The organism is Pedobacter antarcticus, assembly GCF_900112985.1.
GTDB lineage: Bacteria > Bacteroidota > Bacteroidia > Sphingobacteriales > Sphingobacteriaceae > Pedobacter > Pedobacter antarcticus.
In genome coordinates, this window is sequence record NZ_FONS01000003.1 from 98,360 (window position 1) to 111,220 (window position 12,861).

At 37.2% G+C, this 12,861-nt stretch carries 13 protein-coding genes; 5 read left to right on the forward strand and 8 right to left on the reverse strand.

The features are described from left to right. Positions 1-53: 53 nt before the first annotated feature. Positions 54-1,391 carry a sugar porter family MFS transporter gene (locus tag BM192_RS07945; RefSeq protein ID WP_088775998.1) on the reverse strand — a complete coding sequence of 446 codons (1,338 nt, stop codon included), beginning with the start codon at positions 1,389-1,391 and terminating at the stop codon, positions 54-56. Positions 1,392-1,718: 327 nt separating this feature from the next. Between BM192_RS07945 and BM192_RS07950 the strand changes: the two genes are divergently transcribed. Continuing rightward, positions 1,719-2,366 carry a DUF6266 family protein gene (locus BM192_RS07950; RefSeq protein ID WP_051760175.1) on the forward strand — a complete coding sequence of 216 codons (648 nt, stop codon included), beginning with the start codon at positions 1,719-1,721 and terminating at the stop codon, positions 2,364-2,366. On the opposite strand, the gene BM192_RS07955 is transcribed toward BM192_RS07950, so the two are convergent. Then, positions 2,360-2,665: a hypothetical protein gene (locus BM192_RS07955; RefSeq protein WP_037443617.1), complete on the reverse strand. Its 306-nt coding sequence runs from the start codon at positions 2,663-2,665 to the stop codon at positions 2,360-2,362. The two genes, BM192_RS07950 and BM192_RS07955, sit on opposite strands and share 7 nt — an antisense overlap. 308 nt (positions 2,666-2,973) lie before the next feature. After that, positions 2,974-3,582 (reverse strand): NAD(P)H-dependent oxidoreductase, encoded by a 609-nt coding sequence (locus BM192_RS07960; RefSeq protein ID WP_074587630.1) that lies wholly within the window; start codon positions 3,580-3,582, stop codon positions 2,974-2,976. 250 nt (positions 3,583-3,832) lie between these two features. Between BM192_RS07960 and BM192_RS07965 the strand changes: the two genes are divergently transcribed. The 4 genes from BM192_RS07965 to BM192_RS07980 all read left to right on the forward strand — a co-directional run bounded on the left by BM192_RS07965 (position 3,833) and on the right by BM192_RS07980 (position 7,571). Continuing rightward, complete coding sequence (locus tag BM192_RS07965) at positions 3,833-4,207, forward strand: winged helix-turn-helix transcriptional regulator (protein ID WP_037443621.1); 375 nt, start codon at positions 3,833-3,835, stop codon at positions 4,205-4,207. 670 nt (positions 4,208-4,877) lie between these two features. After that, positions 4,878-5,702 (forward strand): helix-turn-helix domain-containing protein, encoded by an 825-nt coding sequence (locus BM192_RS07970; protein WP_037443624.1) that lies wholly within the window; start codon positions 4,878-4,880, stop codon positions 5,700-5,702. Positions 5,703-5,847: 145 nt separating this feature from the next. After that, entirely contained in the window at positions 5,848-6,948 is a 1,101-nt protein-coding gene (locus BM192_RS07975; protein WP_051760177.1) for a catalase family peroxidase, read from the forward strand. Between the two features lie 2 nt (positions 6,949-6,950). Then, on the forward strand, positions 6,951-7,571 hold the full coding sequence (locus BM192_RS07980) for a cytochrome b (RefSeq protein ID WP_037443626.1): 621 nt from the start codon (positions 6,951-6,953) through the stop codon (positions 7,569-7,571). 87 nt (positions 7,572-7,658) lie between these two features. On the opposite strand, the gene BM192_RS07985 is transcribed toward BM192_RS07980, so the two are convergent. The 5 genes from BM192_RS07985 to BM192_RS08000 all read right to left on the reverse strand — a co-directional run bounded on the left by BM192_RS07985 (position 7,659) and on the right by BM192_RS08000 (position 12,850). Beyond that, positions 7,659-10,064 (reverse strand): outer membrane beta-barrel family protein, encoded by a 2,406-nt coding sequence (locus BM192_RS07985; RefSeq protein ID WP_169741379.1) that lies wholly within the window; start codon positions 10,062-10,064, stop codon positions 7,659-7,661. 101 nt (positions 10,065-10,165) lie between these two features. Continuing rightward, positions 10,166-11,113, reverse strand: coding sequence for a M56 family metallopeptidase (locus BM192_RS07990; RefSeq protein ID WP_037443631.1), 948 nt, complete (start codon positions 11,111-11,113; stop codon positions 10,166-10,168). 172 nt (positions 11,114-11,285) lie between these two features. Continuing rightward, positions 11,286-11,654 (reverse strand): BlaI/MecI/CopY family transcriptional regulator, encoded by a 369-nt coding sequence (locus BM192_RS07995; protein WP_037443634.1) that lies wholly within the window; start codon positions 11,652-11,654, stop codon positions 11,286-11,288. 296 nt (positions 11,655-11,950) lie between these two features. After that, positions 11,951-12,115, reverse strand: coding sequence for a hypothetical protein (locus BM192_RS20915; protein WP_157282919.1), 165 nt, complete (start codon positions 12,113-12,115; stop codon positions 11,951-11,953). Positions 12,116-12,169: 54 nt separating this feature from the next. Next, a complete protein-coding gene (locus BM192_RS08000) occupies positions 12,170-12,850 on the reverse strand; it encodes an outer membrane beta-barrel protein (RefSeq protein ID WP_139218417.1) in 681 nt (226 codons plus the stop codon). Positions 12,851-12,861: the final 11 nt, after the last annotated feature.

The following is a 12,861-nucleotide window of genomic DNA, read 5'->3' on the forward strand; positions in this document are numbered from 1 at the left end:
AAAAAAAGCTATTGCTGAAAGTCCTGATAATAGGTAAAGCTTAACCTGCATCTCTAATGCAGGATTATATTACTTTCAATCTGCTCTAGCGATTTGCCTTTAGTCTCCGGCATTATTCTCCACACAAAAATCAACTGCAATACCATCATAAAACCGAAGAAGAAAAAGGTTACGGCCCCGCCAAAGGTCTCCGACAGATAGGGGAAATAGAAAGCGATCAGTGCGGCCATAATCCAATGTGTTGAGCTACCCAGCGTCTGTCCTTTTGCACGAACCTGATTCGGAAAGATTTCTGAAATAAATACCCAGATTACTGCACCTTGAGAAAAGGCGAAAAATGCAATAAAAATCATGATGTAAACCGGAATGGCAATGCCACCAAAACTTTCGGTATAAAAAGTGAAACCCACCAAAAATAGTGTCACAATAAGCCCCACAGATCCAATTAGCATTAACACCCTCCGCCCAACTTTATCAATAAAATTAAGGGCCAGCAGTGTAAAGGAGAAATTCACGATACCAATACCGACTGTAGACAGTAAAGAGGAGTGCGCTCCCAGTCCGGCCATCTCAAAAATTCTGGGCGCATAATAGATGATGGCATTGATACCTGAAACCTGATTAAAAAAAGCAAATAGCATGGCCAGTAAAACGGGCCTGTTATATTTTCCAGAAAAGAGTCCTTCCTTATTTTTTGTCTTGTTGCCTGAATCAAGATCAGAGTTCTGAATAGCAATCAGCTCCTGTTCACAATTTTTCGGATTAATAATTCTGAGGATTTCCAGTGCTTTCTGCGTGGCTCCTTTCTTAAGAATTAACCACCGCGGACTTTCCGGAATAAATCCGATCAGGATGAAAAATATTAGAGATGGAACAGCCTGTACACCCAGCATCCACCTCCAGGAGGTTTCCTCCCCTGCCAGACTAATGAGATAATTGGACAAATAAGAAATGAGTATTCCTAACACAACATTAAACTGAAACAGCCCCACCAAACGACCACGTCTGTCTGCGGGTGAAATTTCAGAAATATAAATCGGCGCTGTTACAGACGAAGTACCCACACCTACCCCACCTAGAAATCTAAAGAACAGGAACATATACCAGTTATCGGCCATTGCAGTGCCTAATGAAGAAAGCAAATATACTATTGCTACAAAATACAACGTGTTCTTCCTGCCAAAGCGATCTGAGGGTCTGGACCCCAGCAAGGAGCCGATTACTGTACCGATAAGCGCAATAGAAATTGTCAGACCATGTTCAAAAACAGAGAGATCCCAATATTGCTGGATTGCTTTTTCAGCACCTGAAATCACAGCTGTGTCGAAACCGAACAGAAAGCCGCCCAAAGCTACTACGGCCGACCAGGCCAGAACCGAATTTTTTTTCATGATTAAATTTATAATGGTTAATTAAAGCTATCATAAATTCGGGAAAAATAAACTGTAATTCTATCTGGAAACTTGTTTATTTCAAACTGATTTCAGAGTACGTTGAAAGGGTATTGAGTCGGTGTTGATACGGTGTTGAGTCGGTGAAATGGTATAACAACACCGACTCAATACCGTATGGATACCCTTTTAAATCCGTTTCAAACAAACTCTAAATGTTAATAGATTTTAAATAAAAGGTAGAAATGTGATAGCGTAATTTTGAATTTAATTTATAATTGATTAATTTACAAATCAATAAAAGAATTTTGATTAATCAATAGTTATATGGCCATCTTAAAATCAAACCTACCCGATGGTTTTTCGGGAAAAACTGGAAATGAGGTTGTATATCTGCTAAATGGAAAATGGGTCAAAAGATCAATCGGCGCCAGAAAAAAGACGCAATCTATTCCATTACTAGCCAGTCAGCAGCGAATGAAGCTCATGAATAGCTTTCTCAAAGCTGCGAATACCTTTTTTAAAACCGGATTTGGATTAATAGCGTCGCTGGAGATAAAATCTCCATATTGTGTCGCCTATTCTTCCAATCATAAAGCAGTACAGGGGGTTTACCCCAACCAATTTATTGATTACAGTAAATTGATATGGAGTGAAGGGACGCTCGAGAATTCGCCTGCTGTGAACGTAAACATCGCTTTAAATGGTTTGGAATTCACATGGGAAACATCAACGGAGTCATCAAATTCAAGATCCAATGACCACGTGATGCTTATGGCTTACCTTCCCGAAAAAGAACTGGCTATTTTTGAAACATCTGGCAACAAACGTGCTCTGGGAATCGACACCCTCATTTTACCTGCTAGTAAAGAGCAAGTTATTGTGGAAACTTATATCTGTTTTATAGCATCCGACCATAGTTCAATATCTACCAGCATATATACAGGTAGATTTACATGGGGTGTCAATTATTGAAGTTTTACAGCTGTTACATTGATAAAATCCGGGCCGTTTTCTACCGGGTATCCTTCTACTTTTGTTCCATGTACAGTAACACTTTTACCTTCGTAAGTACCCAAATCAACGGCACTGCTCCGTAAAGCATAGGTTTTATCTGCCGATTTCAGCGTGTGTGTTCCATACTGGTAGGTTGTCATTCCAGCAGCTTCGATCGTACCTTTCAATTCGATCTGGCCATTGCCACTGGATTTACGGGCAGTACTGCAGCTACTGAAAGCAATGCCTAATGTCAATAAAACTAATAATTTTCTCATAACCAATAAACGTTAAAACAGTGGTGTATGCTACAAGGTAGAAATATTTTATCTTGTATGAATAGCACAATAAAAAATCCTCTTCATTGATTATAAAGGGTATCCGTGGTGCCCAACTTGATCCTTTCGAATCTATTATTGCATTAAGTAGGTTTATCAATGGATATTTAATTGATTTAAATCCATTCTTTAAAATTAAAATAATGAGTATGAATGACCAATAACTACATTCATTGAATTTGTCGGCTACATATGAAATAACTTAATCTAATAATTATCTTAATTACGTACAAAACTGAATTGATTGACTAAGACAAACTAAAAACTTTTTCTAAATGTTCGGGATACCTTTCTAAGGTGCCTGAGATATCGCCATCTTTGTAAATATCAAAGCAATTGTAATCCGGCACAATTTCCACCCCACAAAAACGATAAGTCGTTGTAATATTTATTAAGGCGTCAGTTGTACTTCTACCCTCATACAAAAACTGATCTCTATTGCCAAAACTTTCCTGTGGCGCATTCCATGTACTACTAACCATAAATTTCTTTCCCATCATTTTTCCACCTGTTCCATATTGTCTGGTCGGATCCTGGCGTGTTCTGCCGTCGTTTACAAAGAATGTCGTTTTAATGAATCCGCCGTCAAAAACCTCATCCACGTATTTTTTATATATCCAAGGCGCACTAAACCAATTAATTGGGGTCTGTAAAATGATGATATCTGCTGCCAGATGTTTTTCTACCTCTATATCCACATTATATCCATCCTCAACTTTAGTTTCTAAAACTTCGAAATTCTTTGACAGGAAAAAGTCTTTTGCTTTTTGATGAAATGCCTGATTTAATAGCCCTTCCGACCGATTAGGGTAGGTTAAATGTGTGTTGATCAAGAGCACTTTTTTTGTTGTATTCATTTTTATTTTATTAAGTATTATGATTTTGTGATTAGTTTACCACTTATGCAAAACTTAAACATTCCATTGTTAAAAGATAATCTGCAGCCATGATTTACACTTATTTCAGTATCATAGCTATGCGAATTATTCACTACTTACAGTAGGAACAGCCTTCAGTTAATAAAGCAAAATTATGTATATTCACTTGTATTAATTAAGTTGTAACCTAAAGGTTAGTACTATCATAGAGGTTAGTTGCGTAAAATATATGGAAAGTGAAAACGATAAAAATGAATTCAAAAGTTTAGCTTGTTCTCAAAGTTTAAATGCTATTGAGGATGCTCTGCATGTTCTAGGAGGTAAGTGGAAATTACGTATTTTAGTAGGAATCGTTAGTGGATATAATCGCTTTAATGAATTACATCGAGCCCTGGAGGGTATTTCTGCCAGGGTGTTGTCAAATGAATTGAAGGATTTGGAAACAAATGGTGTTATAGTTCGTAAAGTTGAAGCTGGAGCTAAACCTGTTATCGTTACTTATGAGCCAGCTGAATATGCGAAGACAATTATTCCCATTGTAAATACACTTGCTGATTGGGGGAAAAATCACAGAAATAAACTACAAAATGAATGTCGTTTGTAAATTAATCAAAATGAAACACACGGCACATTTCAGTAGGATATTCCATATATAAGATGTTAAATTGGCAGCTTCTTGACATCGACTTTAATTAATTTTTTCTTTAAAACATATTAGAGTCAATTGATATATAAACTGGCGGGTATGATAAGGGCAAACTATAATGTATGCAAGTATTCTAGACTAAATCGTGGTTGATCCATAGGAATCATTCCATTACAAGATGAAATAAATAAACAGAAATGGCTGTCGAAATTTAGCGTTTTTTCACCTTTATAAGGTCTAGTAATACAGGGTTTATATTTTGAAATTAACAATGGAAAGTACATTTATGTTAATCGCACAGTCGGAATTTGATTTCCCTTCTCAACACCTTAAAAATATACTTGGCAGAAAACCTGAAACACTTTAAGAGTTTTTGAAGGTTGCATACAGGCTTTAAACAATTTATTTAACGCAGCAATAAGCAACAACTAATGCATTATCGCGACATGGTGGTGTTATACCATAAAGCAATTGAATTCTTTAAATTTTTCTTAGTTGGCAATGCGTTGCAGGATAAGTGCTTCTAAACGACTTATTTTTTTGAGCCTTGCTTTTTCTATTACAGTAGTCAGCTTTAAATATGAGAATGAAATTTTAACCTATATTTATCTTGAGTAAACTATCGATTTTGAAAAATAACATTTTAAATCAGCCTATTACAAAATTACCATTTGTAGAGGTGTTTAAGTTGGAGAACTTAGGTGAAGGTACTTTCAATCATTATCAGCGATTTAATTTCCATCAACTAATATGGAGTACAGCTATAGACGGAAACATTACTTTAAGCATTGACTTTACTGATTTCGAACTGTTTTGCAATCAGGCCGTAGTCATTTACCCATACCAGAATATTAAAATTGACGTGACTGATAAAGAAGGATATTTAATTTTAATCCATAATGATGTATTCTTTTGGATAAATCAAAAAATAGGTTCTGATTATCTAAATGGTTTTTTTATAAACCAGCTGGTATCATTTGACAGTAGAAATGCCAGAACAATGAGAAACATTGTTGAATTACTTGTAGCAGAGTACAGTATAGACAATAGAGCTTTAATGATGGAAAGCTATGTATTTTCACTTTTATTTCACGTATCATCTATTTTTGAAGGAAACCCAGGGCCAAGAGATTATGTTGACTATCCTATTTTTGGAAAACTGATGAGCTTGATAGAAACGCATTTCATTAAAGAAAAAGGAACGACCTTTTATATTAAACAGCTAAATATTTCAGCAAAAAAGCTTAATCAGATCTGTGATAGTATCACCAATAAAAATATTAAGTATCTAATACAGGATCGTATTATTATGGAGATCCGAAAGGAATTGCATCTTGGTAAAAAGACTGTGAAGGAAATAGCATACGATCTGGGATTTGCGGAACCCGCTTATCTAACACGTTTTACAAAAAAACATACCGGTCTCACCCCAAAAGAATTCTCAAAGCAGTAAAGTCCTTTTCTTTAGCGCAAAAGTGTATTTTTTCGCCCTCTCTGTTATTCTACTTTTGCAATGTAAAATAACAAAAAATGGAAAATTGCACTTCAAGACTGAATATTCACTGTTGCGTCCCGGCAACTAATCATAGTTCATTAGTATGAAAAAGACTTCATTAATTGCCTATCTCAGAACAAAGCGGGTTCTGTTTATAATTTGCGGTATTTGTCTGATTGCAAGTACATTATTCTTTGCGTTTGCCTGGTCAGCAGGCCTGGTTGGCGGAAGAACTACTACCCAAACATTCCTAAAGGATACTCCCAGTACATTTCCGGCAGGCTACCGTCGTGCCCATGGTAAGGGTATCTGTTTCGATGGCACTTTCCGTGCCTCCGGTAAGGGCGTCCCATTTTCTGTTGCGAGAGTATTTGCCCAGCAGAAAGTTCCAGCTGTAGGCCGTTTCTCATTAGGTAGTCCTGATCCTTATGCCCCTGATAATTCCACCCGAACGGTTAGTATGGCCTTAATGCTTACTGCTGACGACGGGGAGCAATGGCGTATGAAACTAAATAATGAACCCTTTTTTGCCACCCGTGATGCAAAAGGTTTTCTGAAACAAATGGATGCATATAAGCCTACTCCGGCTACGGGCACTCCAGATCCAGCACGAGTTAAAGCTTTCTTGAAAGAATATCCAGAAGCAAAGAAATATGTAACATGGGATGCTGCTGCACCCTGGACCCGCAGTTTTGCCGGAGCACAATACAACGTTATTAATTCGTTCATTTTGATTGCTGAAAATGGCAAAAAGCAGGCAATACGCTGGTCTATGCGCCCACACGCGTCTTTCACGTCTTGGAGCGTTAGCCAACGTAAACAGGCCAGCCATGACTTCCTATTTGAAGATCTGAAAAAGCGGCTTCAAAAAGGTCCTCTATACTGGGATTTGGTAGTTACTTTAGCCGAATCAGGTGATCCGGTAAATGACCCTTCACAGGTTTGGCCAGAAAGCCGAAGAGAGATAGTGGCCGGGACATTAGAAGTGTCCCATGTTTTTGATCAGGCGAATGGTGGTTGCAGAGATATTAACTTTGATCCTACTCGTGTACCAAAAGGGATTACCCTTTCTGATGACCCGGTATTGCTAGCTCGGGCAGGCATTTATTCTCATTCTCACAACAGTCGTGTACGGGAGATCGGCTATGGTAAGGCTACGGATGCAGTAGGCAAACGTCAAAACGATAATCGTAAAAATAAGTAACCATGGCTAGAAAGAAAAATATACCTTCGGCTCCTCCAACCCACTTCAATACCACTGCCCGGATTTTGCACTGGCTGATGGCAGCAATGATACTGGCCATGATATTTGTCGGCTTGGGTATGATGACCTCCTTAACATGGAGACCGTGGTTACTCGACCTCCATATGCCTATAGGTATTGCTATACTGCTGTTGGTAATTATCCGTTTTATAAACAGATTAAGTTTTTCAGTACCAAAAATGCCTGCTAGCATATCTAACTTTCAGTCAACAGCAGCAGGAACTCTGCACTGGTTACTTTACGCTATGATGCTGGCTTTGCCATTGACAGGATGGGCACAATTATCCGCTGGAGGTTTCCTTGTAAAGCTTTTTCCTGGTATAAATCTTCCTTCAATCCTCCAGCAAAGTCCATTTTTATATGCATTGTTGCATGACGCTCACAGGGTAATGGCCTGGTTACTATTCTTGATGGTAGTGGGGCATCTTTCGGCAGCATTGTTACATGCATGGGCATATCGTGACGGGTTGTTTTCTAGTATCACATGGGGAAAAAAAATGATTAATAGATCTGAAGAACATTTCAAAAAGAGCGATAGTTTAAGGGAAAATTGTAAAAAATAAGTAGTTCAAATAAAGTTTGTATACTACCCTTTTCTGATAACTGGTAGCAATCAATATATACAAGAATCCTTGACATAATGGAAAATTTTAGTTTTCATTTACTGTGCTACGCTTTTTCTCATCTTCGGCTCCATTGCTTTTCTTGATAGTTTTTATCGTGCCACCAAAGTTGTAGCTAAAGTTTAATTTAGCCATTCTGGTTTCAAATTGGTTTCGCCATAACTGCTGTACTGTACCACTATTTTGTTGATAATAATTTCGGTATGATTTAAATACATCCATAAAATTTAGCTGGACTGAGGCGCGTTTATTTAAAAACTGATGCCGGACACCGGCAGTTAAGTAAGCGAAAGCCTGATTGGTAATGGTTCTATCCACGCTTTTTCCTCGGTAATTGAATAAAAACATTACAGAGAAATTTTTACTTAAAGAGAAGCTATTATAAGAAGTTGCCGACAAGCTGGCAATGCCATCGCTCTCTAGCAAATTACCATTAACTACACCTTTAAAAGATCGTTTCGACAGAATAGCATTTGAACTCGTATACCACCAAGGCAGCACTTGCTTGCCATACATAGCTTGCAGGGTATAATAGTTACTATAATCGGCATTGCCGGGCAATGTGGTTGTGATGCCATCTTGAAGAGGAATGGAAACGCTTGTGAAATCATCAAGACTGTAACTGTAGGTAAGACCAAGGAAAAGTGCATTCTTAAAGCCATACCACAAGTCTGCGTTATATGCAATTACAGGTTTAAGTGTCGGATTCCCTTGTTGTAGATTATTACTGCTGATGATACGAACCAGTGGGTTCAGACTTTCATAGCCAGGCCTTTCTATCCTTTTATTGATTCCTAAAGTAAGATTTTGGTTTTTTGTAATTTTATAATCAAAATGCAAAGATGGGAATGGCTGAAAATAACTTCTTGTAAAACGGTTTGTTCCAAACTGCTGCTCACCCTGTCCGTGTGTATACTCACCTCGAACACCTAATAGATAGGAAAATGCTTTTCCCGTGTGACCGTAAGTTAAATATACTGCAGATATACTCTCATCATAATTAAACAGATCAGTTTGGCTACTATTTTGATCCTGATAGAAATTAGAATTATCAGAATTTACATAACTTGTCTTTACGCCCATTTCTAGTTGGTAACCATTTTTTAATGGATGAGAATAATCCATTTTAAATGCATAGATATCAAAAACGCGGTCTTGAGCTATCACGCTAGGAAGATCCAATGCAGGATCAAAAGCAATTGATCTATTATTTTGATCGTTGTAATTTCCATAACGGTAATAATCTAAGTCAATTGTTAATTCCCTTCCCACAGTATCAATCTGATGTTGCAGTCGTAATCCGGAGGAAAAGTTTGTTGCCCGAATATCAACCCTATTAAGAAATTGTGATTGAGTGCTGGCTACCCCTGCCTGAGTAGAATAGATGTCAGCAACGCCATCACGACTAAAATGCTGAAACCCTGGTTTTACCGAAGCTGATAAGGTTGTGCGTTTAGAGAGGTAAAAATCTATTCCTAAATTCGGTGTGTAATTGGCATTAGTTCTGTCACTTTTAACATCAGAAACGTACTGACTAGGCATGTCCCCATTAAAAACAGTGGAAACTATATAACTGTTATAAAAGTATTTGTTATAGTTATAATCCAGGTTTAAAAGTAAATTATAAGCTTTGCCTTTATAGTTAAGATTGATACCTCCATTAGCTTTTCCAAATGTTCCGTTGCCCCCACCAACGTAAATATTTCCATTCAATCCTGCTTTATAATTGCGTTTTCGGATAATGTTAATAATAGCACCATTTCCTGCGGCATCGTATTTGGCTGAAGGTTGAGCTATGAGTTCAACTTTTTGAATTGCTGATGAGGAGGTTCCTTTTAATAAGCCAGCTAATGCTTCAGAAGATAGTGTTGTCGCTTTCCCATCCATGTAGATTTGAACCGATTTACCATTCAGGGTGATCCGGTCATCCGGTGTAACGACAACACCTGGCAATTGGTTCATTACCTCCATCATTGGCGCACCTGAACCCAGTCCATTTAGGTTGACGATAAGCTTATCAGCTCTTCTTTCTACAAACGGAAGTTCCGCGGAAATATTTACACCCGCCAATTGAGTAGTGATCGGATTTAGTTGAATTTTGCCCAGTTCCGAGCTTTCCCCACTGACAACATTGAAAACTTTAGAGTAGACTGTTCCATAGCCCATCATTTTTAGCTCAACGAAATATTTTCCTGTCGCGGCTTTAAAAACAAACTGTCCCTTATCATTTGCAAGTAGCGCTTTTACCTTAGTGGAATCCCGACTGCTTTTTAAAGTTACTTGAACAAACGGCAGGGAAACAGAATTTTCGTCCACTACTTCTCCTGTCACTGTGCCAGTGTTATCCTGAGCGCTAACGAACATTGCGCTAAACAGCAAAATGAAACCTGGTAGGAAAAATAAACTTGCAGATTTAAGAGATTTAAAAGGCATAATGTTTGGAATTTTTACAAAACCAAACATATAACTAATAAATTAGTTATACAACTAATAAATTAGATTTCACAACTAATAGATTAGTTATTGATGTTAAACTATTGATTATCAGACTTAAAATTCAAACCAATTTGATAAGCTGAGCGTATTTTCTTCCCATTTTTCAACGCTGGTATCCATTTCGGACTCAGTTTGATTACCCGTAATGCTTCATTATCGCAGGTTTCATTTAAACTACTATCAATTCTTGCATCATCGATCTTTCCTTCAATATCTACAATGAAACTTACTACTACTCTACCATTTGTTTTAGAATCGTTTCTTGTATTTTTTAGCAAATATTCGCTAAAAGCGGAAAATCCACCCTGAAAAGTTGCTGCCTTGTCAATTATATTTGTACCCCCGCCATTTAAATATCCAGACCTGAACGAGCACAGTGTGATTAATAAAACCATCAGGGGCATAACTAAAATATATTTTAATATTTGATATGAGCTTGATTTTTTACGCTGCAACATCTTAATCCTTGCCTCTAGTAAGAACGGACTGTTAAAAGAGTTTGTCAAGATCGGGCCAGCTTTAAAATTCTGTAGAAATAGCATCATAGCGTATTGTCTCTTGCTTTCTGCAAAACTCGCGGCATGATCATCCGCTTGATATTCATGAATTAATTTGAGACTCCTTGAATAACTATAAATTAGTGGGTTGAACCAAAAAAATATGCCTATTACTTCAATCAATAGAATGTCTAGTGTATGCAACTGCGTCACATGTATATCTTCATGCGCATTAATTGCTGAAAAATTAGATAAATCCTGGTCAATTACTTTGGTTTTCCAAAATGAAAACGCACTTCCACTTTCAGCCCTTTTGATCTGTCTTTTTACACCAAAAAGTTTAATCAGTAACCAAATTGAGGTTAGCAGAACACCGGTATAATAAATGGTGGATAACCAACTATAATTCTTTTCATCTACAATTGTTAATTTTCCGTTCCCAGTAATAGGTAGTGAAGAAAACATTAATTCCATTTTCGGTAAAGGCATTAGGACGGAAAAATCAATCAATGGAAGCACGATTGACAAACTAAGCGCAGATAACAAATAAATCCTATTTACGAGAAAAAAGGTCTCACGTCTGAGTAACAACAAATAAAACAGGTAGAATATTGCCATTGAAATACTCGACCAAAAAAAATAAAGCTGCATTTCCATCTGCTTAGTCTTTGATATTATCTATCATTTTCAGTAATTGCTCTGCATCTTTCAAGTCAATCTTTTTCTCACGAACAAAAAATGAAAACATATCCTGTACAGAGTTAGAAAAGTAATTGCCTAGAAATTTATCTGCCTCATGACGCATATACTCTTCCTTTGTAATAAGCGGAAAATAACGGTGAGTTTTGCCGAAAGCCTCATAGCCAATCACACCTTTATTTTCTAAAATTCTGATAATGGTAGAAACTGTACTATATGCAGGCTTAGGATCAGGTAGCTCTTTGATTATTTCTTTAACAAAAGCTTTATCTAATTTCCAAAGCACTTGCATTAACTGACTTTCAACTTTAGTCAAATCTTTTACATCCATTAATTAGTTCTTTTGATCAAATATCAGCTAATACTTTAGTTGTTACAACTAAACTTTAAATTATTCGATTAAAAGTGCTTTCAACTAATGCAAATCTTTGCCTGAGAGCGACCACCGGGCCTATCGCCAGAAAAGCTTCAGTTAGCATTAAAGCACGTGATCTTCATGATACAGGTAAACATTCAATTGCAGAAATAGCGCTAAAGAAAAAAGACAAAATACCGATAAAGTTCACATATCCTGCCATTACTGAAAATACAAAAATGGCATCAAAAAACTTCTTTACTTTTTCAAGACTAGTCTGCAGCAGATTGTCCGTCCCTCATTTCTTCCATTGCGCGGGTATGCCCTTCGCTATACTTAATACTCCCCCATGCGGTAAGCATGGTCACTAAATCTTCTTCCGTTAAATCTCCTGATACCTGACTTTGGCAATAGGCTAAAAATTCTCTTTCACTCATTCGAATATATATTTGACTGATCTGTGAATCAGCCTTCAAATATACAATTTAGCTTTAAAAGCTGTAACCAGTACTAAAAACCAGCCCACGGTTATAGATACTTTCCTGTCCATGGATATTCGCCGAATTTTCTATCACTGGTGCCAATCCATGCACATACCGGAACCCGACGGAGATCTGTTTCCAGTTAAAATTCATCCCGGTAGAAAATCCAGCATCCATTTTTTGCGTATAACCGCCTTCAGAAGAGGCGTCACCAAAAATACTTTTGTCTTTATATAAGTATCCGGAACCATTTTTTCGCTGGATTGAAGAGGCCGTTAGCAGTGAAAAATACGGCCCTGCATATAATTGCAGCAACTTGAGGTTAAAAGTTAAACTTACAGGGGAAATTTCCAGGTAAGTGTTTCTGTATTTACTATCAAACAGCTGACCTTGCTCATCTTTCAACTGCAATAAAGCACCTTTTTGAATAATTGCAATACTATGCTGCAGACCTAAAAAACGATTTAATTCAATATTACCTTCCAAACCAGTAAAGAAACCATTGAGATTGGAGGATTTTCCCTCAGCTGATAATTCGGAAACGCCATTACCTTTCACCCTGAACATTGTAAACCCGGCTTTCACAGCTAGTTTGATCTTCCCTACCCTATAAATTTCCGCCAAATTTTCTTGTGCCATAGCCTGATTTGCTATTAAAATACAAATCAGTATATACCCTATTTTTTTCATTTTCATCTGTT